Origin of the sequence: Streptomyces sp. NBC_00271 (assembly GCF_036178845.1) — a bacterium.
GTDB lineage: Bacteria > Actinomycetota > Actinomycetes > Streptomycetales > Streptomycetaceae > Streptomyces.
Genome location: NZ_CP108070.1, coordinates 7,795,490 through 7,818,989, shown reverse-complemented (window position 1 = coordinate 7,818,989; position 23,500 = coordinate 7,795,490). Strand labels below are relative to the sequence as shown.

Genomic DNA, 23,500 nt, shown 5'->3' with positions numbered 1-23,500 from the left:
CCTCCTTCCCACCAGGACGTTTGTCCTGGCGGGCGCCTTAGCTACCCTCAGAGGTATTGTCAAGAGGGTTCCGCTCACCCCAGTGGGCCATTTTCCCGAGCCCCGAAACCACCCAGCGCCACGACGGATGGAGAGCACGCGTGACCCGCAGCGTCTACGTGACCGGGATCGACCGCGGCGACGGCCGCCAGGTCGTCGAGCTGGGGGTCATGGAGCTCCTGACTCGCCAGGTCGACCGGGTGGGCGTCTTCCGTCCACTCGTCCACGACGGCCCGGACCGGCTCTTCGAGCTGCTGCGCGCCCGCTACCGGCTGACCCAGGACCCGGCGAGCGTGTACGGCATGGACTATCACGAGGCGTCCACGCTCCAGGCCGAGCAGGGCGCGGACGAACTGGTCTCCTCCCTCGTCGACCGGTTCCACCTCGTCGCCCGCGACTACGAAGTCGTCCTCGTCCTGGGCACCGACTTCGCCGACACCCAGTTCCCGGACGAGCTGGCGCTGAACGCGCGGCTCGCGAACGAGTTCGGCGCCTCCGTGATCCCCGTGGTCGGCGGACGCGGGCAGACCGCCGAGTCCGTGCGCGCCGAGACGCGCAACGCCTACCGCGCGTACGACGGTCTGGGCTGTGACGTCCTCGCCATGGTCGTGAACCGGGTGGCCCCGGCCGACCGCGCCGAGATCAGCGAGCGGATCGACCACCGTCTGCCCGTCCCCTGTTACGTGCTGCCCGACGAACCCGCCCTCTCCGCGCCCACCGTCGCGCAGATCACCCACGCCCTCGGCGGCAAGGTGCTCCTCGGCGACGACGCGGGCCTCGCCCGGGACGCGCTCGACTTCGTCTTCGGCGGCGCCATGCTGCCGAACTTCCTGAACGCCCTGACCCCGGGATGCCTCGTGGTCACCCCGGGCGACCGCGCCGACCTGGTCGTCGGCTCGCTCGCCGCGCACAGCGCAGGCACCCCGCCCATAGCCGGCGTGCTCCTCACCCTGAACGAGCGGCCCAGCGACGAGGTCCTCACCCTCGCCGCCCGCCTCGCCCCCGGCACCCCGGTGATCTCGGTGGCCGGCAACTCCTTCCCCACCGCGGCCGAACTCTTCTCCCTGGAGGGGAAGTTGAACGCCGCGACCCCGCGCAAGGCGGAGACCGCCCTCGGTCTCTTCGAGCGGTACGTCGACACCAGTGATCTCCTCAGGCGCGTCTCCGCTCCGAGCAGCGACCGCCTCACCCCGATGATGTTCGAGCACAAGCTCCTCGAACAGGCCCGCTCCGACAAGCGCCGCGTCGTGCTCCCCGAGGGCACCGAGGCCCGCGTCCTGCACGCCGCGGAGGTGCTGCTGCGCCGGGGGGTGTGCGACCTGACGCTGCTCGGTCCGGTCGACCAGATCCGCAAGAAGGCCGCCGACCTCGGCATCGACCTGGGCGGCAGCCAGTTGATCGACCCGGTCACCTCCGAGCTGCGCGAGCGCTTCGCCGAGAAGTACGCCGCCCTGCGCGCCCACAGGGGCGTCACCGTCGAGCTGGCCTACGACGTCGTCGCCGACGTGAACTACTTCGGGACGCTGATGGTGCAGGAGGGGCTCGCCGACGGCATGGTCTCCGGCTCCGTGCACTCCACCGCCGCGACCATCCGGCCCGCCTTCGAGATCATCAAGACCAAGCCGGACACCAAGATCGTCTCGTCCGTCTTCTTCATGTGCCTCGCCGACAAGGTCCTGGTCTACGGCGACTGCGCGGTGAACCCCGACCCGAACGCCGAGCAGCTCTGCGACATCGCCATCCAGTCGGCCGTCACGGCCGAACAGTTCGGCGTCGAGCCCCGGATCGCGATGCTGTCGTACTCGACGGGGACGTCCGGGTCGGGCGCCGACGTCGACAAGGTGCGCGAGGCCACCGACCTGGTGCGGCTGCGCCGCGACGACCTGAAGATCGAGGGGCCGATCCAGTACGACGCCGCGGTCGAGCCGACCGTCGCGGCGACCAAGCTGCCGGACTCGGAGGTCGCCGGGCAGGCGTCCGTGCTGATCTTCCCCGACCTGAACACCGGCAACAACACCTACAAGGCCGTACAGCGCTCGGCCGGCGCGATCGCCGTCGGCCCGGTCCTGCAGGGCCTGCGCAAGCCCGTCAACGACCTGTCCCGCGGGGCGCTGGTACAGGACATTGTCAACACGGTCGTGATCACGGCGATCCAGGCCCAGACTTCGAGCAGGGCATGACCACCACCATCCTCGACCCAGAAGGCACCCCCGCAGTGACCGCCACCCGCGTCCTCGTCCTCAACTCCGGCTCCTCGTCGGTGAAGTACCAGCTGCTCGACATGAGCGACAGCAGCCGTCTCGCCATGGGCCTCGTCGAGCGCATCGGCGAGGGCACCTCCCGGCTCAAGCACACGGCGCTCACCACGGGCGAGACCCGCGAGACGGTCGGTCCCATCGCCGACCACGCCGCCGCGCTCAAGGCCGTCGCGGAGGAGCTGGCCAAGGACGGCCTCGGCCTGGACTCCCCCGAGCTGGCCGCGATCGGCCACCGGGTGGTGCACGGCGGGCAGCGGTTCACCGCGCCCACCGTCATAGACGAGGCCGTGCTCGACGAGATCGAGCGGCTGATCCCGGTCGCCCCGCTGCACAACCCGGCGAACCTGATCGGTATCCGTACGGCCCAGGCGCTGCGCCCCGACCTGCCCCAGGTCGCCGTCTTCGACACCGCGTTCCACACGACGATGCCGGAGTCGGCGGCGCGCTACGCGATCGACGTGAAGACCGCCGACGAGTACCGCATCCGGCGCTACGGCTTCCACGGCACCTCGCACGCGTATGTGTCCCGGGCGACGGCCGAGCTCCTGGGCAAGGCCCCCGAGGACGTGAACGTCATCGTGCTGCACCTGGGCAACGGCGCGTCCGCCTCCGCCGTACGGGGCGGCCGCTGCGTGGACACCTCCATGGGGCTCACGCCGCTGGAGGGACTGGTCATGGGCACGCGGTCGGGCGACGTGGATCCCGCGGTCATCTTCCATTTGATGCGTGTTGGCGGGATGTCCACGGACGAGATCGACACTTTGCTGAACAAGAAGAGCGGCCTGATCGGTCTGTGCGGCGACAACGACATGCGGGAGATCCGTCGCCGTGTCGACGAGGGTGACGAGCAGGCGCGGCTCGCCTTCGACATCTACATCCACCGCCTGAAGAAGTACATCGGCGCCTACTACGCGGTACTGGGCCGGGTGGACGCGATCGCCTTCACCGCCGGCGTGGGCGAGAACGCCGCTCCGGTGCGCGAGGCGGCGGTGGCCGGCCTGGAGGAACTCGGCCTGGCGGTCGACGCCGACCTGAACGCGGCTCGAGGGGACGGGCCCAGACTCGTCTCCCCCGAGGGCGCACGGGTCGCGGTCGCCGTGGTGCCGACCGACGAGGAACTGGAGATCGCCACGCAGACCTACGCACTCGTGGGCGCGTCCCACGACCTCATCTGAGCGGCACCACGCCACCTCGAACGGGGGGCAGGTGCCACCTCAGCTGAGCGGCAGCGCGCCCCTTTGTATCTTCCGCCAGACGGAATATTCCGTAGCGAAACAAACCGATAGGATCGCCCTATGCGCCGTTCGAAAATCGTCTGTACTCTCGGCCCCGCGGTCGACTCCCACGAGCAGCTCGTCGCGCTGATCGAAGCCGGCATGAACGTGGCCCGCTTCAACTTCAGCCACGGCACACAGGCCGAGCACCAGAGCCGCTACGACCGGGTCCGGGCCGCCGCGGCCGAGACCGGCAAGGCCATCGGTGTCCTCGCCGACCTGCAGGGCCCGAAGATCCGTCTGGAGACCTTCGCCGAGGGACCCGTCGAGCTGGTGCGCGGTGACGAGTTCACCATCACCACCGAGGACGTGCCCGGCGACAAGCACATCTGCGGCACGACCTACAAGGGCCTGCCCGGTGACGTCTCCAAGGGCGACCCGATCCTCATCAACGACGGCAACGTCGAGCTGAAGGTCGTCGAGGTCGACGGTTCCCGCGTCAAGACGGTCGTCATCGAGGGCGGTGTGATCTCGGACCACAAGGGCATCAACCTGCCCGGTACGGCCGTGAACGTGCCGGCGCTGTCCGAGAAGGACGTCGAGGACCTGCGCTTCGCGCTGCGGATGGGCTGCGACATGGTCGCCCTGTCCTTCGTGCGTGACGCCAACGACGTGAACGACGTGCACAAGGTGATGGACGAGGAGGGCCGCCGGGTCCCCGTCATCGCCAAGGTCGAGAAGCCGCAGGCGGTCGAGAACATGGAGGCCGTCGTCGCGGCGTTCGACGCCGTCATGGTGGCCCGTGGCGACCTGGCCGTCGAGTACCCGCTCGAGAAGGTCCCGATGGTGCAGAAGCGCCTCGTGGAGCTGTGCCGCCGCAACGCCAAGCCGGTGATCGTCGCGACCCAGATGATGGAGTCGATGATCACCAACTCCCGCCCGACCCGCGCCGAGGCCTCCGACGTCGCCAACGCGATCCTCGACGGCGCCGACGCGGTCATGCTCTCGGCCGAGTCCAGCGTGGGCGCGTACCCGATCGAGACGGTCAAGACGATGTCGAAGATCGTCGTGGCGGCGGAGGAGGAGCTCCTCTCCAAGGGTCTGCAGCCCCTGGTCCCCGGCAAGAAGCCGCGCACGCAGGGTGGTTCGGTCGCCCGTGCCGCCTGCGAGATCGCCGACTTCCTCGGCGGCAAGGGTCTGGTCGCCTTCACCAAGTCCGGTGACACCGCCCGCCGGCTCTCCCGCTATCGCGCGGCCCAGCCGATCCTGGCCTTCACCACCGACGAGGGCACCCGCAACCAGCTCGCGCTGAGCTGGGGCGTCGAGTCGCACGTCGTGCCGTTCGTGAAGAGCACCGACGAGATGGTCGACCTCGTCGACCACGAGCTCCAGAAGCTCAAGCGGTTCAACGACGGCGACATCGTCGTGATGACCGCCGGCTCGCCCCCCGGCGTCCCCGGCACCACCAACATGGTCCGGGTGCACCACCTGGGCGAGAGCGGCCGCACCGCCTGACCCGCGGCCCCCGTGCCCGTACGCCACTGAGGGCGCCTCCTGGGACAGGGGGCGCCCTCAGTGTTCGATGATCACGGGCGGTTCACGGCAGCGCGCCGGCCAACCGCTGATACGCCTCGAACTCGCTCCACCGCGGATGATCCGCAAGGAGCGGGGCCAGGGCGCGCGGGGGCGCGAGCAGCTGTCGGATCATCCGGAGCGCACGCATCTGCGCATGCTCCAGCTCACGCCACCGCGGGGCGAGCTCGGCTGCCTCCTCCGGGCTCATCGGCATGGCGTCCAGCGCTCGTTCGAGCACGGGTCCGGGATCGAACAGGGGGACATCCGCACGCGGCCCCACCTTCTCCAGCAGCCAGGACCTGAGCCACAGGTCGCGCAACAGCCATTCGTTGCGCTGCGTGCCGGTCGCACGCTCGGCGGCCGCCAGCAGGGCCGGCCACGCCTCGGCGATCGCCCGCCACTGCTCGTCGCTCACCCCGGCCGGGTCCGCCTGGATGCGGGCGGTGAACTGCTGGGCCGCGGCCATCCATTGGCTCACGTCCCCAGAGGCGTCGTCCGTACCCGCCGGCGACCAACGACGCGCGTGCGCGTCCAGGTCGAGCCGGTCCAGCCCGTCGAAGAGGCCACTCATCAGAACATCACCCCCGCCGCCGCGCGCGCTTCCCCGCCGAGCTGTTCCGCTCCGCTCCGTTCAGGGCTGTGGCCCGGTTCCTCCGCTCGTGCGGAGGAACCGGGCCACAGCCCTGTGCGGCTCCCGAACGGGTCTTGGTCGCAACCGGCCGTCAGCCGGTCACGTACTGGTGGAGCCCGGGGATGGTCAGCGTGCCACCGAACTGGCCGGCCTGGACGACCTTCACCTTCGTGAAGTAGATCAGCGGGATGTTCAGCGGCGGCGGGTTGTCCGGGCTGAACGTGATCGGGATCAGGCCGAGCAGGTTGCCGGAGATGCTCTCGGTGTACATCACCGTCTTGCCGTTACGGATGGTGGACGTCGTACCGCTGCCGGCCTGCACGTGGTACGTCTTGCCGGACTGCTTGTCGTTCACCGTCTGGTGCAGGTCGCCGATGTCGGTGCCGTCGGAGATGACGTACTTCAGGACCTTCTTGACGGTGCCGTTGGCGGTCTTCACCTTCACGATGCCCTGGTAGTCCGCGCCCTTGAGGAGCAGCGAACTGGCGTTCAGGTACCAGGGGTCGTCGGGCAGGGTCACCGGGTTGTCGACGCCGCCTTCGGCGTCGGTGGCGACCGGGCAGTTCGCCGCGTCGGTGGTGGAGCTCGCGGACGGGCTGGGGGACGAGGTGACCGCGTCGGTCGCGTCCTTGACCGCCTTGGTGGTGTCCTCGGCCGCCTTGGTCGCCGTGTCGGTCGTGTCCTTCACGGTGTTCTTGACCGTGTCGGCGACCTTGCCGGTGGTGTCCTTGATCGTGTCGGACGTGGTCTTGTCGCCGGTGTCCTTGGTCGCGCTCGCCGAGGCGGACGCGGAAGCGGACGGCGTGGGGCTCGCGGTGGCGCTCGACGTGGAGTCGCTGCCGCCGGTGAGGATGCCCGTGATCGCGTCGCCGATGGTGCCCAGCAGGTCGCCCCCGCTGCTCGCGGACGCCGACGGGGTCGCCGCCGAAGTGCTGCCACCGCCACTGCTCTGCGCCGACTTGCTCGCGGACGGCGTCGGCGTGGACCCGGCCTTGTCGTCGGAACCTGAATCCGACGAAGAGGTCTTGTCCGGCGACGAGGACGTGCTGGCCGAGGGGGTCGGCTCCGGCTTGTCGGCGGACGCGGAGGCGCTCGCCGAGGAAGAGGAGGAGGCCGAAGCGGACGGAGTCGGGCTGGCCGACGTGTCCTTGCCGTCCACGGCCTCGACGCACTTCTGGTACTCGTCGGCGGTCAGGCTCTTGGCGGGCGAGTGGTCGTCGGCCCGGGCGAGTGTCGGCGTGAACCCCATCCCCATGAGGACCGCGGTCGGCATCGCCGCGATGGCGACGGCCTTGCCCGCGGGCACATGGAACCTGGTGAACAGCGGCTTCCTCGGGGCCGCGTGGCGCGGCCCGGATCTCACCCGGGACTCCTCCACCTCGGTCCCGCGGGTCACCTCGTCAGCCGGCACTGTGCCTCCCGTTCGCCCCGTGAGCGGAGCTCATTCCTGACAGGTCCTTCGGCTCGCCCGACTCGTCGGCGACCGCGGGGCCCGCGCTGTCGGCACCGTGCTGGATGCCCTTGGACTCCGGGCTCTGCGGCAGGTGCGGGGTATTCGGGGTGTTCGGGGTGGTGTCGGGGGCGCCCGGGGCGCCGCCCTCGCTCTTGTGCACCGGCGCGCGCTGCTCCTCGCCGGGCTCTCCAGGAACCCAGGAGACCGCCATCGCGCCGCCGGTCATGGCGAAGAGGAAGCCGATGAGGAAGCCACCGAGGTTGGACACCGGGATGGAGACCAGCGCGAGCAGGATCGCCGCGACCCCGGCGAAGGTCCGTACGTGCTTCTGGAACCAGAGACTGATGCCCAGGACCCAGAGCAGCACGCCGATGATCAGGGAGCCGGCGCCGGCGGTGGTGGACATCGCCAGCGTCAGATGGCCGATCTGGAGGTTCGCATACGGGAAGTAGGCGATGGGGAAGCCGCCGAGCAGGATGAACAAGCCGGCCCAGAACGGGCGATCGCCCCTCCAGGTACGGAAGTTCCGCCGGAAGACTTGGAGATAGTGCTCGCTCTGCCCGGGTGACTCGGCGCTCATGGAAACGGCTCCCTGGAACGGCTTTACTGTGTGGCGTACGCGCTTGAGTAGTTCACGTACTGCGGAAAAAGGTGGGGCGGGCGGGGCAGCTGCCGGCTCCCCCGCCCGCCCCTGGAGTGCCTAGTAGCACTCCTTGACGCCCTTGGACAGCGACATCTTCAGGCCGCTGAGCTTGAACGTACCGGCGGTGGTCGCCCACGCCGTCTGCTTCACATCGGTCAGGTCGGCCGATTCGGCCTGCTGGGCGAATCCGTAAGGGTTCGCCTGGTCACCCTTGGAGATGCCGGGACCCTTGCTGGCGTCCTTGGCCGCAACACCGATGTCGATGTTGTGGAACACCGCGTCAGCCTGCAGGTCCTCGACGTCGATGTACAGGTTCTCGGCCTGGACCGGAGTGCCACCGCCGCCCGCCTTCAGGACCAGACTGACCGATCCGAGCAGCGGGATGTTCGGGGTGACCACGGACTGGCACATGTTGGTGATCGACGCGGACTTGAACGCCGAGACCGCGACGGGGTGAGCCGTCTTCTGACCGTCGAGGGTGTACCCCGAGTCGATGGCTCCGTACTGCGAGAAGCCTTCTCCGTGGAGCGAGTCCGCCGTCACCTTGAACGACTGACCCGACACACTGAACGATGCGGCGAGAGCGCCCTGCGCGAGGGCGACACCTATCGCTGCCGTGGCGGCCACGCTGGGCACCATCACGACCGCGAACCGCTTCCATCTGGTCCCGCCACGCACCTGGGACTCCATATTTCCTCCTTCTCGGACGTACATCTCCTGGCCCTGACTGCCCCATGTCGGCGGCTCAGCCGGGCAGGGATGGGAGAAGTGCTACGTCCTCGGGAAGGAGAGCGCCCGTACTCGTCGAGCGCCAACTGCGCCCGACATCACCGGCGATCACCCCCGAGCGACAACCACTGGTCGCGCCTGACACACATCACGCACAACCTGCTGGACAGGCTCCGCCGAACGGCAGAGACCCCCCTGTCCAAGGGCCGGCGCCACTGCCGCCGCCCCTACTCGGTGGGGACCCAGAAAACCCCTTGACCCGATTGGCTGTCGGGGTAGGGGGAATGGACCGAGCGTCGCCGATCGTGGTGCATTCTGGCCGCCCGCACAAGGGGGTTCGTTACTGGCTAGTAACGGCCGGATAACCGAACAACGACCCGGCGGTATCGGTCGGCAACTCTGGGTTGCCCCGAGGGGGACACCAAAACAGTTGATCCGCGGACAGAATCCGACAGATCAACGCCCCCGACTTACTCCCAGTAACAGCGGCCGCGTTTACCAAGTTTTGGTAAAGCGCGGCCACCTGCCGCTCTCTCGGCCAATCTTTCACCTGGGCATCACACGCCCCGGCGTTTAGGAACAGGTCAGCACACCGGGCGGAGCCGGGTCCGGGAGCCGATCAGAACAGCGCCCGCGCCAGCGCCCGGCGCGCCGCGATCACCCGCGGATCGTCGCCACCCACGACCTCGAAGAGCTCCAACAGCCTCAGCCGTACGGCATCCCGGTCGTCGCCCGCCGTGCGCTGCACCGTGTCGATGAGCCGCCCGAACGCGTCTTCGACGTGCCCGCCCACCAGGTCGAGGTCCGCGGCCGCGATCTGCGCCGCTACGTCCTTGGGCTTCTCGGCGGCGTCCTTGCGCACCTGGAGCGGGTCGGCACCCTGCACACGCTGCAGCAACTCGGCCTGCGCGAGGCCGAGCCTGGCCTCCGTGTTGCCCGGGTCGTCGCTCAGCACGTTCTTGTAGGCCTGTACCGCGCCGCCGAAGTCACCCGCGTCCAGGGCCTGCACAGCGGCCTCCAGGAGTGCGTCGTAGGGCCCTGCCGGCGCCTCGTGCACCTCCGGGGCGCTGCCGGGATCGGCGTCGGGGTCGACCGTCAGGCCGGTCAGGCCGAAGCGCTGCTCGGCGACCTCGACGAGCTGGTCGAGGGTCCCGCGGATCTGCGCCTCCGCGGCCGCACCCTGGAAGAGCGGCAGAGCCTGCCCCGCCACGACGGCGAACACGGCCGGGATCCCCTGGATCCCGAACTGCTGCATCAACATCTGGTTGGCGTCGACATCGATCTTGGCAAGGACGAACCGTCCGTTGTACTCGACGGCAAGCCGTTCGAGCACCGGGCTCAACTGCTTGCAGGGCTCGCACCACTCGGCCCAGAAGTCGATGACGACCGGAACCTCGGTGGACCGCTGAAGGACTTCGCGCTCGAATCCCGCCTCGTCGACATCGATGACGAGGCCGGCGGGAGAGACGGCCCCGCCTCCGTCGCCCTGCCTGGCGGCTTCGGCGCGCGCCTGCTCCGCCTTCGCCTTGGCCTCCTGGGCCGCCTTCACCGCGGCGAGGTCGACGACTCCGCTCATGGACATGTTCCGTGGCTGCATGAGTACATCCTCCCCCTTCCTCGCGCACGTGTGAAAAGCGCTGTGAAAGCCGGGCCGCTTTACGACGCGACCCGACTCGATCCGTGCTGTCGGGCGCCGGGTCCCCACCTGACGCCCATGGTTGTCGCCCGTCCACGAGTCACCATGTACGAGCTTTCGCTACGGCTCGTAGCGTAACTGTCCCGTGGGTCCCCTGTCCGCCATACCCCGGTGATCTCCCTCACGACTTCACACAACCGCCTGATTTGGCCGGCCGGGGCGGCGGATAAGGTCCTGACATGCAGAGTCGCGCCACCACCCCCCGCACGGGACGCCCGCGCAGCGCTGCCGCGGACGCCGCGATCCTGCAGGCGACGCGGGCGGCGCTGGTCGAACTGGGCTGGTCCAAGCTGACGTTGGGGGACGTGGCGACCCGGGCCGGGGTCGCCAAGACGACCCTCTACCGTCGCTGGGCGGGCAAGAACGAGCTCGTGGTCGACGCGGTGGCCGTCCTCTTCGACGAACTGGAACTCCCCGACCGCGGGAGCCTCGCCGCCGACATCGAGGGCGTGGTGCTTCAGTTCGCGGCGCTCCTGAACCGGCCCGAGACCGCGACGGCCCTGATGGCGGTGGTGGCCGAGTCGACCCGTGACGAGCCGCTGCGCGAACGCATCCGCACGTCCATCGTCGACCGCCAGAAGCGGCTCGTCGTGGAGGGGCGCGCCCGGGCCACCGCGCGCGGCGAACTCCCTCCGGAGTCCGACCCCGAGGCCGCCGCGCGTACGGCGGACCTCATCTTCGACGTGGTCGCGGGGGCGGTGGTGCATCGCACTCTCGTCAGCGGGGAGCCCGCGGACGAGGAGTGGGTCCGAGCATTCACCCAGGTCCTCCTCCTGGGCCTGACAGCCACACCCCCCACCCCCTGAACAGCCGAGCGGACAAGACACCTGGCCAACCGGGGTACCCGGGGCGCAGCCCCGTCTTAGGGGCGCGGGGAACTGCGCGCCCAGCCCCCACCGGCCCGCAGCCAAACGAACCGGGCGGGCGCGGGATCCGGGGCGCAGCCCCGGCCCCAGGGGCGCGGGGAACTGCGCGACCAGCCCCCACGCACCCGCGGACAAAGAAGGACGCCCGGGGTCCGGGGCGCAGCCCCGGCGGGTCAGAAGCCCGCCGGTTCCGTGTACACCCCCCACTCGTCCCGGAGCACGTCACAGATCTCGCCGAGCGTAGCCTCGGCCCGCACCGCCTCCAGCATGGGCACGATCATGTTCGACCCGTCCCGCGCAGCGGCAAGCATCGCGTCCAGCGAGGCCCGTACGCGCGCGTCGTCGCGCCCACCCCGCCGCACTCCCAACTCCCGTACCTGCTCCCGCTCCACTTCGTGACTGACCCGCAGGATCTCCAGATCCCCGGTCACGGACCCGTGATGGACGTTCACGCCCACGACCCGCTTGTCACCCTTCTCCAACGCCCGCTGGTACTGGAACGCCGACTCGGCGATCTCCCCGGTGAACCAGCCGTCCTCGATGCCCCGAAGGATGCCGGAGGTGATGGGACCGATCGGGTGCTGCCCGTCGGGATGCGCCCGCAGCCCCCGCTCCTTGATCTGCTCGAAGATCTTCTCCGCGTCGGCCTCGATCCGGTCGGTGAGCTGCTCGACGTACCAGGAACCGCCCAGCGGGTCGGCGACGTTGGCGACGCCCGTCTCCTCCATCAGTACCTGCTGCGTCCGCAGGGCGATCTCGGCGGCCTGCTCGGACGGCAGCGCGAGCGTCTCGTCCAGCGCGTTGGTGTGGAGGGAGTTCGTGCCGCCCAGAACGGCCGCGAGCGCCTCCACCGCCGTACGCACGACGTTGTTGTACGGCTGCTGCGCCGTCAGCGAGACACCCGCGGTCTGCGTGTGGAAGCGCAGCCACTGCGCCTTGTCCGACTTCGCCCCGTACACGTCCCGCATCCACCGCGCCCAGATCCGCCGCGCCGCCCGGAACTTGGCGATCTCTTCGAAGAAGTCGAGGTGCGCGTCGAAGAAGAAGGAGAGGCCGGGGGCGAAGACGTCCACGTCGAGGCCGCGCGAGAGCCCCAGCTCGACGTAGCCGAACCCGTCCGCCAGCGTGTACGCCAGCTCCTGCGCGGCCGTGGAGCCGGCCTCCCGGATGTGGTAGCCGGAGACGGACAGCGGCTTGTACGCGGGGATCTTCGCGGCGCAGTGCTCCATCAGGTCGCCGATGAGGCGCAGGTGCGGCTCGGGCTGGAAGAGCCACTCCTTCTGGGCGATGTACTCCTTGAAGATGTCGGTCTGGAGGGTGCCGTTCAGGACGGACGGGTCGATCCCCTGCCGTTCCGCCGCGACCAGGTACATGCAGAAGACGGGTACGGCCGGTCCGCTGATGGTCATCGACGTCGTGACGTCACCCAGCGGGATGTCCTTGAACAGGACCTCCATGTCGGCCGCCGAGTCGATCGCGACCCCGCAGTGCCCGACCTCGCCGAGGGAGCGCGGATCGTCGGAGTCGCGCCCCATGAGCGTCGGCATGTCGAAGGCGACCGACAGTCCGCCGCCGCCCGCGGCAAGGATCATCTTGTAGCGCTCGTTCGTCTGCTCCGCGTTCCCGAACCCGGCGAACTGGCGGATCGTCCACGTACGCCCTCGGTAGCCGGTCGGGTACAGGCCGCGGGTGAACGGGTACTCGCCGGGCCAGCCGATCCGCTCGAAGCCGTCGTACCTGTCCCCCGGCCGTGGCCCGTACACCGGCTCCACCGGATCACCGGAGAGCGTGGTGAAGTCGGCCTCACGCTTGCGCGAGGTGTCGTACCGGGCCTGCCAGCGTCGGCGGCCCTCTTCGATGGCGTCAGCGTCCATGCTTCGAATTTACTAGGACGTCCTACTAAATGTCGATGGCAAACCGCCACGGACCACTCCCGTGGCGGCAGGGGTTACGCCTTGACGACCGCCGGAGAGTCCTCCGCGATCTTCGACTCCAGCTCCTGGGTGACCTTCCGCTCCACGAAGAACGCGGCCGTCGGAATGGTCCCCGCGAGCAGCACCCACAGCTGCTTGCCCACCGGCCACTTCGCCTTGGCGCCCAGGTCGAAGGCGAAGACCAGGTAGACGACGTACAGCCAGCCGTGCGCGATGGCGACGACGCGGGTGAAGTCCACGGCACCGTTCATGTCGAGCACGTACTTGGCGATCACACCGAGGGTCAGCAGGACCAGCAGCACACCGGTGACGTAGGCCATCACGCGGTAGCGGGTCAGCACGCTCTTCTTCATGGGGATGAGCGTAACGACCCCATTTGCGCGATCTACGAGCACCCCTGCCCCGGCGCGCCCCTGTACCTCCGCTCGTCCCTTTCTCTGTCCCTCGTCTATTCCTCGTCGAAGTCGCTCGCGGCGATGCGCAGGGGCCGCAGCATCGCGAAGATCTCCGCGCACTCCTCGGAGTCGTAGGCCCCGAGCCCGAAGTCCATCGCCATCAGGTCGCGGGTCGCCGCGTCGCAGACCTCACGGCCCTTCTCGGTGATGGAGGCGAGCGTGCCGCGCCCGTCGTTGGGGTTGGGCCGCTTGTCGACGAGCCCGGACTTCACCAGCCGGTCCACGGTGTTCGTGACGGAGGTCGGGTGCACCATGAGGCGCTCGCCGATCTTGGACATCGGGAGCTCGCCGGCCTTGGAGAAGGTGAGCAGGACCAGTGCCTCGTAGCGCGCGAAGGTGAGTCCGTACGGCTTGACGACCGCGTCGACCTCGGCGAGCAGGATCTGGTGCGCGCGCATGATCGAGGTGATCGCGGCCATGGACGGCACGGATCCCCAGCGCTGCTTCCAGAGTTCGTCGGCACGGGCGATGGGATCGAAGGCAAGGCTGAGCGGCTTCGGCACGGCATAAGACCTTACCCGCCGGTCATATGCTGGTCAGCCCCGTCTCGCCTTTCGGTCCCGGACCCCTCTACGACGGGGGTCGCGGCCCCTTCCGTACGCCGCGCCTCCACCGCCAGCAGTACGCAGCAGACGGTGCCCAGCACCCCCGCGCCCGCGACGGTCGCCCGCACTCCGGCGAACTCCGCCGCCACCCCCGACAGCGCCATCCCCACCCCCTGGACGGTCATCAGACCGGCGGTGTTCAGCGTCATCGCCCGCCCTCGCAGCTCCTCGGGCACGGCCCGCACGAACCACTGGTCCAGGCCGAGCGAGTACGCGGATCCGGTGCCCGCGAGCAGCAGCAGGGCCAGCGACCAGCCGAGGTCCGGCCGCAGGACGTAACCGACGTACGGCAGCAGGGTGACGCAGACGAGCGGGAGGGCGAGCCGGGTGCGGGTGGCGGGCCTCAGCCTCGAACCCGCGTACAGCTCCCCCGCGATCGTGCCGACCGGCAGGGCGCACATCAGCAGGCCGAGCCCGGCCGATCCGGCGCCGAGCCCGTCGGCGTAGGGCGCGGCCAGCGCCTCCGGCGCGACGGCGAACATCGGCGGCACCCAGAACAGCAGGAGCAGGGCCCGTACACGCCGGTCGGCGAGGATCCTGCGGGTTCCGTGGAGCGAGTCCCGCACCAGCGCGCCTTCGTGACGGGCCCGCGCGGGCCGTCGCCGGGTGCCGAAGCGCAGCACCGCGGCGGAGGTCAGGAAGGTGCACACCGTGATGAGCAGCGCGCCGCGCGGTGACACGACGGTGAGCAGCACGCCGCCGAGCCCGAACCCGGCGAGCAGCGCGCCCTGCGAGACGATGCGCAGCAAGGAGCGGCCCAGTACGAACAGGTCGCCGTCGCCGAGGACGTCGGTCAGCGTCGCCGTCCGCGCCCCCTGGAAGAGCGGTGAGACGACGGCGAGCGCGCAGCGCATGGCCAGCAGTACGGCGATGGGCGCGCCCGGCACCACCATGACGGCCACGCAGCCCGCGCACACCAGGTCGCACACCACGAGGACCCGGCGGGCCGGGAAGCGGTCCGCGGCGCCGGCGAGGAGGGTGCCGCCGACGAGGTACGGGAGGAAGCCGAGGGCGAACGTCAGGGCGCTCATCAGGGGCGAGCCCGTCAGGTCGTAGACCAGGACGGACAGGGCGAGCTCGCTGACCACCAGCCCGAGCAGCGAGAACGCGTGGGCGGCGAAGACGGCGCGGAACTCCCGTACGGCGAAGACCCGGCCGTAGCCCGTGGCTTCGGGCGCGTTCGGTGGGGTGGTCGGTGGGTCGGGGAGCGTCGTTGTGGCCTTCGTCTCCGCCATGTCTGCTTCCGGCATGGGCAACAGCGTGCTCACCCGTCGGGGCCGACCCGTAGAGTTTCGGCTCCAGCCGAATCTTCAGGCTTCAGGGGGTGCCTTTCCTTGCCTTCCCTTCTGCACTTCGGGGAGGACGACCTCCTCAACTGCCGTTTCGCGGTGTCGCCCCTGTGGGAGACGCAGGAGGCGGTCCGCACGCTCAACCGTCCCGCGCGGCACGGCTACCACGCGCACTGGCTGCGCCGTATCCGCGCGGCCGCCGCCGGACTCGACCTCGCGCCGCTGTGGCTGCTGATGCCGCAGCGCGGCTACTGCCCCGACTGGCTCTGCCCGCCCCCGATCGGTCCTGCGGCCACCTTCGAGGAGGAGATCGCGGCGGTCCGCACGGCCGACCCCGAGGCGGCCCGCGAGGAGGCCGCGAGGTCGCTCGCGGACACTCCCGGCGCCCTCGAGTCGTTCCGGGGCCGGTCGCTGTTGAAGGACCCGATGCGTATGGTCCAGGAGCTGGCCGACCTGATGGAGACGGCCTGGCACGCGCTCGTCGAGCCGGACTGGCCGCGGCTGCGCGCCCTGCTGGAGGCGGACATCGCGTTCCACTCGCGGCGGCTCGCGGAGGTCGGTCTGGGCGGGCTGCTGCCGGAGATCGACCGTCGGTTCGGCTGGCGCTCCCACACGCTGACCATCGAGTGGAAGGGCCGGCACGAGCGGGACCTCGCGGGCCAGGGCCTGATTCTGGTACCGAGCGTCTTCATCTGGCCGGAGGTGGTCAGTTCCTTCGAGCCCCCCTGGCAGCCCACGCTCGCCTACCCCGCCCGCGGCATCGGCGGTCTGTGGGCCGAACCGACGGACCACACCCCCGACGCCCTCGTGCGACTCCTGGGACGGGGCAGGGCCACCGTCCTCACGGCCCTGGACGAACCCACCACCACGACAGCCCTCGCCCACCGCCTCCAACTCGCCCCGTCGTCCGTCTCCGCCCACCTCACGGTCCTGCGCGCCGGAGGCCTGCTCACCTCACGCCGCTACGGCCACCAGGTCCTGTACGAACGCACCCCCCTGGGGATGGCGCTGGCGTCGGGTGCGGAGCAGTAGCCCGCCCCGCGTCACCTCGGTCAGCCGCGCGTGGTGCGGCGCAGGTGGTGGCGGATGGCTCGTTGGGCGACCGGGCCGAGGGTGTCGAGGGCGGCGACCAGGGCGGCCAGTTGTTCCAGGGCGTCGAGGGCGGCCCGGGAACCCTCGGGGTCGACCCCCTCGTACAGCTCGATGCCGACGAAGGACGCGGCGACGGCACGCGCCAGCCCGGCCGGATCGGCGAACTCGCCGAGCGGGGTCGGCGCCAGGACCCGGACCAGGACCCGCTCGATCTCGGTGATCCACAGATCCAGCCCCGCCGAGGTCGCGGGCGCCAGACGCGCGTCCGTCTGCGCCCCGGCGAGGAGCTGCCCCAGGACGGCGACATGCCCCTCGGCCCGCTCCACCTCGTGCATCTCCCGCCCGAACGCCAGGAGTTCCGCCAGCGACCCGACCTCGGCGAGCCTCTCCCGGTAGTGCGCGACCCGCTGCTCCGCCCCGTGGCGGACCGCGGCCGACAGCAACTCGTCCACAGACCCGAAGTGGTAGAAGACGAGGGCCTGGTTGACCCCGGCGGTCGCCGCGATCGTACGGGCCGAGGTCTTCGCGATCCCCTGCTCGGTGAGCGTCCGCAGGGCGCCCTCCAGCAGTTTCGCCCGGGTCGCCTCGCTCACGCGCGCGCCTCCTCGCGGACGGGCCGCAGCCCGGGCCGCACCCCGCGGGTACGGACGTCGGTGTACGTCGCCCGGAAGCTGCCCTCGTAGCCGAAGAGCGGGCCGAAGTGGCGGTTCACGACCCGCACCTGGATGTGGAAGCGACCCGTGGAGTCGTCGAAGGACTCGCGCACCTCCGCGTCGGCGCCGATGAGTTCGGGGACGCGGACGTCCACCGGGCCCTCCCGGAAGCGGTGTTCGCCGGAGCGGATCAGCAGGGAACCGTCGGGCTCGGCGCGCAGGTGCAGGTCGCTGGCGAGGTGCTGATGTGTGCCGAGGTAGTCGAGGACGCGGTCGCCCTTGGGGCTCAGCACCATCTGGGCATCGAAGCGGCGGGAGCGGCCGGGCAGGTCGAAGGTGCGCACGAAGCTCACCGTCTCACGGCCGAAGGTGTCGGCGTAGGGCACATTCTCGATCATGAAGGGGACGTTCCGGCCCGCACGCGGGACGAGGATGTTGCGGGTGCCGCCGAGGGCCAGGAACGGCTTCACGAAGCCCCTTCCGTGCCAGACGCGGTCCATGACGCCGTGGCCGGTGCACGCCTCGCCGCCGGCCAGGCCCACGGAGAAGCGTCGGCGCAGCTCGGGGTGGAGGCGGTCGAAGTCGGCGCCCATCGCGGTGCGGAAGATGGAGGGGGTCACCGCTGCTCCAGGGTGGCCAGGACGCGCGGCGCACGGGCCTGCGTGATCGGGGTGCGCTGGCAGCGGCGGGCGGCCGGGGTGCCGGGCAGCGGGGGCGCGAAGAGCGCCAGGAGGGCGGCGACGACGGCCAGTACGGGGGTCGAGTAGAGGGCGAGCGGCGCCAGTGGGCCCGCCCCGTCCACGAGCGCCCCGTACACCGTGCCCGAGCAGGCGGCCAGCAGGACGAAGCCGCGCACGGCGCACTCGGCGAGCCAGTGGCGCAGCGCCCGCTCCGGTGTGATGTCCCGCTCCAGCCACAGCCGCAGCCGGTCGAAGGACCAGGCCGTGGCCCAGCCGATGAGGGGGCGGAAGAGGAGCCGGTCGGCCACGGCTCCGAAGCGGCCCCAGCGCGGGCGGTAGTCGTATCCGGTGAGGAAGCGGACGCCGTCGGCGTCGGGGACGTAGCGCCAGTAGCCGCTGCCCTCGGCGAGGAGGGAGAGCGGGTGCGGGGAGGCGAAGCGCAGGGCGGAGGTGCGGGTGCCGTCGGGGCGCTCCTTCTCCCCGGCGCAGGTGCCCGTCCCGGCGACGGTCAGGAAGGGCAGCACCCGGGTGGCGTACCGGAAGCGCTGCGGTTCGCCCTCGATGCGCGGGAGGTGGTCGATGGAGGTGAACCTCAGGTCCCAGCGCTGGTGCTGCGCGGGGTCCTGCGTCCGTGCCCACAGGTCGTCGAGATCGCCTCGTACATGTGTCTCTACGTAGAGCCCCATTTACCGAACCCCCAGATCAGTGACCACTTTTGAGCGATCGCTCAATCGATCAGGCCTGAGATTACCGGGATTTGAGCGATCGCTCAAACAATCGGGCGCGAAAAACCCCGGCCCACTGGACCGGGGTTTCGGGTCTTCCCGCCGGAGGCCTACGCGGACAGGTGCCGCTCCACCGTCTCCACCTTGGAGGTCAGGCCGTCCGTCACGCCGGGGCGGATGTCCGCCTTCAGGACGACGGAGACGCGCGGCGCCCGTGCCTCGACGGCGGCGACGGCGCGCTTGACCACGTCCATCACTTCGTCCCACCCACCTTCTACGGAGGTGAACATGGCGTCGGTGCGGTTCGGCAGCCCCGATTCGCGCACGACCCGGACGGCGTCGGCTACGTACTCCCCGACGTCCTCGCCGACGCCCAGGGGCGTCACGGAGAAGGCGACGATCATGAGGACTCCACGACTCCCTCGCGGCGGGCACGGGAGGCGATGACCGCGTCCTCGCTCTCGCGCCGCAGCTTGCGCTCGGCGAAGAAGCCGCCGGTGGGCAGCACGGAGAGGACGAAGTAGAGGGCCGCCGTCTTCTTGCCCCACTTGGTGCGGCTCCAGGCGTCCGCCCAGAAGATCACGTAGAGGATGAAGAGGATCCCGTGGATGGAGCCCATGACGGGCACCCCGTTGAAGTCCGTGGTCCGCTTCAGCACCGAGCAGAGGAGCAGCAGCAGGAAGGAGACGGCCTCGGGGGCCGAGACCAGGCGCAGGCGGCGGAGGGCGGTGGCGGTCTTAATGTCCACGGGTCACCTTCGGTGGGAGATTCGCTTTCGGCGGGGAGCCGCTTTGTGAACGTAAGCACAAGCGTCCACCATTGTGGCACCCGAGCCGGGGCACCACGGCCCCGGGGTGCGGGGCGGGGATGTCCGCTTGGCCCCTAAGGGTCCGCTCAGGGGTGAGATCCACCTCTGGACCCTGTCCGCGTCCCCGCCCTGCCGCTACCTTCACCACGTGGCGATGTTCCGACTTCAAGGCAGCAAGGTGCTGGCCGTCGACATGACCGGGGACGCCGTGAAGGCGAAGAACGGCTCGATGGTCGCGTACGACGGTCAGATGGCGTTCAAGAAGCTGAGCGGTGGTGGGGAGGGGATCCGCGGGATGGTGACCCGGCGCATCACCGGTGAGCAGATGACGGTGATGGAGGTGAAGGGGCAAGGGACCTGCTGGTTCGCGGACCGGGCCTCCGAGATCAACCTGGTGAACCTCCAGGGGGACAAGCTGTACGTCGAGTCGAGCAACCTGCTCGCGACCGACGCGGGCCTGCGGACGGGCACGTCCTTCACGGGCCTCAGAGGCGCCTCCCAGGGCAACGGGCTGTTCACGACCACCGTCGAGGGCCACGGCCAGGCGGCGATCACGTCCGACGGCCCGGCGGTGGTGCTGCGCGTCAGCTCCCAGTACCCGCTGACGGTCGACCCGGGGGCGTACATCGCGCACCAGGGCAATGTCCGGCAGTCCTTCCAGGCCGGCGTGACCTTCCGCACATTCATGGGCGAGGGCGGCGGCGAGGCCTTCCAGATCCGCTTCGAGGGCGACGGACTGGTGTACGTACAGCCCAGTGAGCGCAACACGATCGCGGGGGACGTGTGACATGCCGTTCCGCGAAGTGAACTCCAAGATGATCGAGGCGACGGTCCTGCCCGGCCAGCGCCTGTTCAGTCAGCGCGGCGCGATGCTCGCCTACAAGGGCGACGTCTCCTTCACACCGAACGTCCAGGGCGGCCAGGGCGGGGTCATGTCGATGATCGGCCGCCGGGTCGCCAATGAGGCGACCCCGCTGATGACCGTCGAGGGCAGCGGCACGGTCTTCTTCGGGCACGGCGGCCATCACATCCAGGTGATCAACCTCGCGGGCGACACCCTGTACGTCGAGGCGGACCGGCTGCTGGCCTTCGACGGCACCCTCCAGCAGGGCACGATGTTCCTCGGCTCGCAGGGCGGGGTCATGGGCATGGTCCGCGGCCAGGTGACGGGCCAGGGGCTCTTCACGACCACGCTCAAGGGGCACGGCGCGGTGGCCGTGATGGCCCACGGGGGCGTGATCGAGGTCCCCATCTCCCCCCAGCGCCCCATCCATGTCGACCCCCAGGCGTACGTGGCGCACCACGGTGACGTACGCAACAAGCTGTCCACGGCGCTCGGCTGGCGCGACATGGTGGGCCGCGGCTCGGGCGAGGCGTTCCAGCTGGAGCTGAGCGGCAGTGGTGCGGTGTACGTCCAGGCCTCGGAGGAAAAACTGTGAGCGCGTACGGGACTGCGGGCGGCCCGGTGATCTACGACCCGATGACCCTGCCGGTCGACGACAACGTCAACAAGTACACCTTCTGCGTGGAGCTCAAGGGGAGCCAGTGGTTCCTGCAGAAGGGCAAGATGATCGCCTACTACGGGTCGATGGATTTCAACGGCATCGGGCACGGCCGACTGGACCGTCTCGTGCGCACATCTTTCCATTCGCCTCTGCACGCGAGCGACTGGGTGGTGGCGGAGGGCTCGGGCAAGATGCTCCTCGCCGACCGGGCCTTCGACGTGAATTCGTACGACTTGGACGAGGGCAACCTGACCATTCGCTCTGGCAACCTGCTCGCTTTTCAGCCAAGTCTCGCGCTCAAGCAATCGATCGTGCCGGGCTTTTTGACGCTGATCGGAACCGGCAAGTTCGTGGCGGCCTCTAACGGTCCGGTGGTGTTCATGGAGCCTCCCATCCGGGTGGATCCGCAAGCGCTTGTCGGCTGGGCCGACTGCCCGTCCCCGTGCCATCACTACGACCACGGGTACATGACAGGCCTCATGGGCGGTCTACGTGCACTGACAGGCCTCGGCGGGGCCTCTGGAGAGGAGCACCAGTTCGAGTTCGTAGGGGCCGGCACGGTCCTGCTGCAGTCCACGGAGGTCCTCATGGCCGAGCAGGCCACGGGGGCCGTTCCGCATGAGCCGGGCGTGCCCGGCGGTGGCGGGGTACCCGGTCACCAGGGGCAGCACGGTCAGCAACCCGGCGCACCGCGTCTTCCCGGACAGCTCGGGGACCTCCAGCGTCGCTTCGGTCTGTGAGCGGTAGTCTGCGGAGTGTGACGTCGAACGCGTGCGCGTAGTCACACCACCCTCACTAGTTCGCCTTTCAACATTTTAGGTAGACTTCATTCATGGAGACCGAGACGGCCACGCGCTGGCTGACCGATGCGGAGCAGTGCGCCTGGCGCACCCACCTGGAGGTCAACAGGCTGTTGACGTACCAGCTCGAAAGGGATCTGCAGCCGTTCGGGCTGACGATGAACGACTACGAGATCCTGGTGAACCTCTCCGAGTCGGAGGGCTTCCGGCTGCGGATGAGCGACCTCGCGGCCGCCACCCTTCAGTCCAAGAGCCGGCTCTCGCACCAGATCACCCGCATGGAGAACGCGGACCTGGTCCGGCGCGAGAACTGCGAGTCCGACCGCCGGGGACTGTTCGCCGTCCTCACCGAGCACGGCATGGAGACGATGAAGAAGGTCGCCCCGCATCACGTGGCGTCCGTACGCAGGCACTTCATGGATCTGCTGTCCCCGGAGGCCCTGGAGGAGCTGCACAAGTCGCTGCGGCCGATCGCGGAGCATTTGCGGGGGCAGCGGGGCAAGCCGTAACGCTCCGCTGAGTGCGTGAGAGGCGGCAGGGCGTCCTACCCGTGATGGCTGCTGCTCTCCGCGTGCGGGCCGCTGTGCGACTGCGGGCCGTCCGGGGCTGGTCGCGCAGTTCCCCGCGCCCCTCTGGGGCGCGGGGAAGCCTGGCGCACGGAGAGGAGTCCCGTCGCCACCGTCACCGTCCCCGACAGGGCGAAGCACAGGCCCAGGGGCAGGTGGCCCACCAGAAGGCCTGCTCCCGCGGTGCCGCCCGCGCTTCCGGCGTTCACCGCGGTGTTGACCCAGGCTCCGGCCTGGGTACGGCGGCCCGACGGGGCCGCCTCGTCGGCGATCAGGTACGACGTCGTGAGGGCCGGGGCGACGAAGAATCCGGCGCAGGCCACGGCGACGGTCAGGGTGCCGAGGCCGGGAGCGAGGCCCGCGGCCGCCAGGGCGAGGCCCAGGCCGCCCGCCAGCAGCGGCAGCCGCGCCCGTGCGGGCGTACGCCAGTCGACGGCGCCGTTCAGGAGGCCGCCCAGGGCGCTGCCCAGCGACAGGGCGGCGAGCACCCAGGCCACCACGTCGTTCCCGTGATGGTGCCGGGTGGCGTAGGCCATCACCAGAAGGTCGACTGCTCCCAGGGACAGGCCGACGCCCGCCGCGACGACGACGGGCTGCAGGAGCGCGCGCCCGTCGCGGAAACGGCGCCCGCGCCCCGGGCGTGCGACGGGCTTCGTGACGGCCGGACGTACGCCCGCCACAGCCGGCGACAGGACGAACGCGAGGGTTCCGGCCCACACCAGCAGGGCGCAGAGCGCGAGCGCGGCGGCCGGGGGTGCGAACTGGACGACCGCGCCCACCAGCAGCGGACCCGAGACGAAGAGGATCTCCTCGGCGATCCCGTCCAGGCTGTACGCCCGCTGCAGGACCCGGTTGTCCTCGATGACCTCGCCCCACAGGGCGCGCACCGTGGGGCCGAGGGGCGGCGTGCAGGCGCCCGCGGTGACGGCGAGGGCGCCGAGAGCGGGTGCGGGTGTTCCGGGCCGCCAGGCCGCTGTCGCCAGGGTCGCGAGCAGGGTGGCGTAGAGCGAGGCCATCGGGATGAGGGCGCGGCGGGGGCCGTGGCGGTCGATCAGGGCCGCCCTCACCGGTGACAGGAGCACGCTTGTCGCGCCGAACAGTGCCATGACCGTGCCGGCGGCGGCGTACGAGCCGGTGGCCTCGGTCACGCTGAGCATCACGGCCAGCGAGACCATGCCGTAGGAGAGTCTGCCGATGAGGGCGGCGGTGAAGGTGTGGCGAGCGTGGGGGATGCGGAAGAACGCGGCGTACGTGGGCCGCGGCGCGGGCGCAGACATGGTGGGG

Annotated in this window: 24 protein-coding genes; 9 read left to right on the top strand and 15 right to left on the bottom strand. The window is 70.1% G+C overall.

Features of this window, described 5'->3' with window-relative positions:
* Positions 1–140: 140 nt before the first annotated feature.
* The 3 genes from pta to pyk all read left to right on the top strand — a co-directional run bounded on the left by pta (position 141) and on the right by pyk (position 5,026).
* Entirely contained in the window at positions 141–2,219 is a 2,079-nt protein-coding gene (gene pta / locus OG798_RS35665) for a phosphate acetyltransferase (protein ID WP_121414987.1), read from the top strand.
* Between the two features lie 35 nt (positions 2,220–2,254).
* Positions 2,255–3,472: an acetate kinase gene (locus OG798_RS35660; RefSeq protein WP_095857769.1), complete on the top strand. Its 1,218-nt coding sequence runs from the start codon at positions 2,255–2,257 to the stop codon at positions 3,470–3,472.
* A 120-nt stretch (positions 3,473–3,592) separates the two neighbouring features.
* Complete coding sequence (gene pyk / locus OG798_RS35655; RefSeq protein WP_067369173.1) at positions 3,593–5,026, top strand: pyruvate kinase; 1,434 nt, start codon at positions 3,593–3,595, stop codon at positions 5,024–5,026.
* Positions 5,027–5,108: 82 nt separating this feature from the next.
* On the opposite strand, the gene OG798_RS35650 is transcribed toward pyk, so the two are convergent.
* From OG798_RS35650 to OG798_RS35630, 5 genes are all read right to left on the bottom strand, one after another.
* Positions 5,109–5,657: a hypothetical protein gene (locus OG798_RS35650; RefSeq protein WP_121414988.1), complete on the bottom strand. Its 549-nt coding sequence runs from the start codon at positions 5,655–5,657 to the stop codon at positions 5,109–5,111.
* A 151-nt stretch (positions 5,658–5,808) separates the two neighbouring features.
* Positions 5,809–7,128, bottom strand: coding sequence for a hypothetical protein (locus OG798_RS35645; protein WP_183127170.1), 1,320 nt, complete (start codon positions 7,126–7,128; stop codon positions 5,809–5,811).
* The gene (locus OG798_RS35640; protein WP_097224743.1) at positions 7,118–7,750 is read right to left on the bottom strand and encodes a DUF6114 domain-containing protein; all 633 of its coding nucleotides are present in this window, start codon (positions 7,748–7,750) and stop codon (positions 7,118–7,120) included. Before OG798_RS35640 ends, OG798_RS35645 begins: the two co-directional genes overlap by 11 nt.
* Positions 7,751–7,870: 120 nt before the next feature.
* Positions 7,871–8,503 carry a DUF6230 family protein gene (locus OG798_RS35635; protein WP_095852544.1) on the bottom strand — a complete coding sequence of 211 codons (633 nt, stop codon included), beginning with the start codon at positions 8,501–8,503 and terminating at the stop codon, positions 7,871–7,873.
* Positions 8,504–9,161: 658 nt separating this feature from the next.
* Positions 9,162–10,139 carry a tetratricopeptide repeat protein gene (locus OG798_RS35630; protein ID WP_328758279.1) on the bottom strand — a complete coding sequence of 326 codons (978 nt, stop codon included), beginning with the start codon at positions 10,137–10,139 and terminating at the stop codon, positions 9,162–9,164.
* Positions 10,140–10,417: 278 nt separating this feature from the next.
* Here OG798_RS35630 and OG798_RS35625 point away from each other — a divergent pair, with 278 nt between their 5' ends.
* Positions 10,418–11,044 carry a TetR/AcrR family transcriptional regulator gene (locus tag OG798_RS35625; RefSeq protein WP_095852546.1) on the top strand — a complete coding sequence of 209 codons (627 nt, stop codon included), beginning with the start codon at positions 10,418–10,420 and terminating at the stop codon, positions 11,042–11,044.
* Between the two features lie 233 nt (positions 11,045–11,277).
* On the opposite strand, the gene OG798_RS35620 is transcribed toward OG798_RS35625, so the two are convergent.
* The 4 genes from OG798_RS35620 to OG798_RS35605 form a co-directional block, all read right to left on the bottom strand.
* Positions 11,278–12,978, bottom strand: a complete 1,701-nt coding sequence (locus tag OG798_RS35620) for an acyl-CoA mutase large subunit family protein (RefSeq protein ID WP_095852547.1) — start codon at positions 12,976–12,978, stop codon at positions 11,278–11,280.
* A gap of 74 nt (positions 12,979–13,052) precedes the next feature.
* Positions 13,053–13,391, bottom strand: a complete 339-nt coding sequence (locus OG798_RS35615; protein ID WP_095852548.1) for a DUF3817 domain-containing protein — start codon at positions 13,389–13,391, stop codon at positions 13,053–13,055.
* A gap of 95 nt (positions 13,392–13,486) precedes the next feature.
* Positions 13,487–13,996, bottom strand: coding sequence for a MarR family winged helix-turn-helix transcriptional regulator (locus tag OG798_RS35610; RefSeq protein WP_095852549.1), 510 nt, complete (start codon positions 13,994–13,996; stop codon positions 13,487–13,489).
* A gap of 11 nt (positions 13,997–14,007) precedes the next feature.
* Positions 14,008–15,333 (bottom strand): MFS transporter, encoded by a 1,326-nt coding sequence (locus OG798_RS35605; RefSeq protein ID WP_095852550.1) that lies wholly within the window; start codon positions 15,331–15,333, stop codon positions 14,008–14,010.
* Between the two features lie 99 nt (positions 15,334–15,432).
* Here OG798_RS35605 and OG798_RS35600 point away from each other — a divergent pair, with 99 nt between their 5' ends.
* Complete coding sequence (locus OG798_RS35600; RefSeq protein WP_267062856.1) at positions 15,433–16,419, top strand: ArsR/SmtB family transcription factor; 987 nt, start codon at positions 15,433–15,435, stop codon at positions 16,417–16,419.
* 20 nt (positions 16,420–16,439) lie between these two features.
* Here the strand turns inward: OG798_RS35600 and OG798_RS35595 are convergent, their stop codons facing one another.
* The 5 genes from OG798_RS35595 to OG798_RS35575 all read right to left on the bottom strand — a co-directional run bounded on the left by OG798_RS35595 (position 16,440) and on the right by OG798_RS35575 (position 19,285).
* Positions 16,440–17,072: a TetR/AcrR family transcriptional regulator gene (locus tag OG798_RS35595; RefSeq protein ID WP_261688445.1), complete on the bottom strand. Its 633-nt coding sequence runs from the start codon at positions 17,070–17,072 to the stop codon at positions 16,440–16,442.
* On the bottom strand, positions 17,069–17,725 hold the full coding sequence (locus tag OG798_RS35590) for a DUF4166 domain-containing protein (RefSeq protein ID WP_095857771.1): 657 nt from the start codon (positions 17,723–17,725) through the stop codon (positions 17,069–17,071). Before OG798_RS35590 ends, OG798_RS35595 begins: the two co-directional genes overlap by 4 nt.
* A gap of 23 nt (positions 17,726–17,748) precedes the next feature.
* Positions 17,749–18,498, bottom strand: a complete 750-nt coding sequence (locus OG798_RS35585) for a hypothetical protein (RefSeq protein WP_095852553.1) — start codon at positions 18,496–18,498, stop codon at positions 17,749–17,751.
* A 149-nt stretch (positions 18,499–18,647) separates the two neighbouring features.
* Positions 18,648–18,941: an MTH1187 family thiamine-binding protein gene (locus OG798_RS35580; protein WP_095852554.1), complete on the bottom strand. Its 294-nt coding sequence runs from the start codon at positions 18,939–18,941 to the stop codon at positions 18,648–18,650.
* Positions 18,938–19,285, bottom strand: a complete 348-nt coding sequence (locus tag OG798_RS35575) for a DUF3817 domain-containing protein (RefSeq protein WP_075028949.1) — start codon at positions 19,283–19,285, stop codon at positions 18,938–18,940. The genes OG798_RS35580 and OG798_RS35575 overlap by 4 nt, the downstream gene beginning before the upstream one ends.
* Positions 19,286–19,499: 214 nt before the next feature.
* Between OG798_RS35575 and OG798_RS35570 the strand changes: the two genes are divergently transcribed.
* From OG798_RS35570 to OG798_RS35555, 4 genes are all read left to right on the top strand, one after another.
* Positions 19,500–20,132, top strand: a complete 633-nt coding sequence (locus OG798_RS35570) for an AIM24 family protein (RefSeq protein WP_095852555.1) — start codon at positions 19,500–19,502, stop codon at positions 20,130–20,132.
* A gap of 1 nt (position 20,133) precedes the next feature.
* Positions 20,134–20,784, top strand: coding sequence for an AIM24 family protein (locus tag OG798_RS35565; RefSeq protein WP_097224746.1), 651 nt, complete (start codon positions 20,134–20,136; stop codon positions 20,782–20,784).
* A gap of 41 nt (positions 20,785–20,825) precedes the next feature.
* Positions 20,826–21,590: an AIM24 family protein gene (locus tag OG798_RS35560; protein ID WP_095857772.1), complete on the top strand. Its 765-nt coding sequence runs from the start codon at positions 20,826–20,828 to the stop codon at positions 21,588–21,590.
* A 92-nt stretch (positions 21,591–21,682) separates the two neighbouring features.
* The gene (locus OG798_RS35555; protein WP_054233196.1) at positions 21,683–22,159 is read left to right on the top strand and encodes a MarR family winged helix-turn-helix transcriptional regulator; all 477 of its coding nucleotides are present in this window, start codon (positions 21,683–21,685) and stop codon (positions 22,157–22,159) included.
* A 35-nt stretch (positions 22,160–22,194) separates the two neighbouring features.
* Here OG798_RS35555 and OG798_RS35550 read toward each other — a convergent pair whose 3' ends face one another.
* A complete protein-coding gene (locus OG798_RS35550) occupies positions 22,195–23,493 on the bottom strand; it encodes an MFS transporter (RefSeq protein WP_328758276.1) in 1,299 nt (432 codons plus the stop codon).
* Positions 23,494–23,500 lie beyond the last annotated feature (7 nt).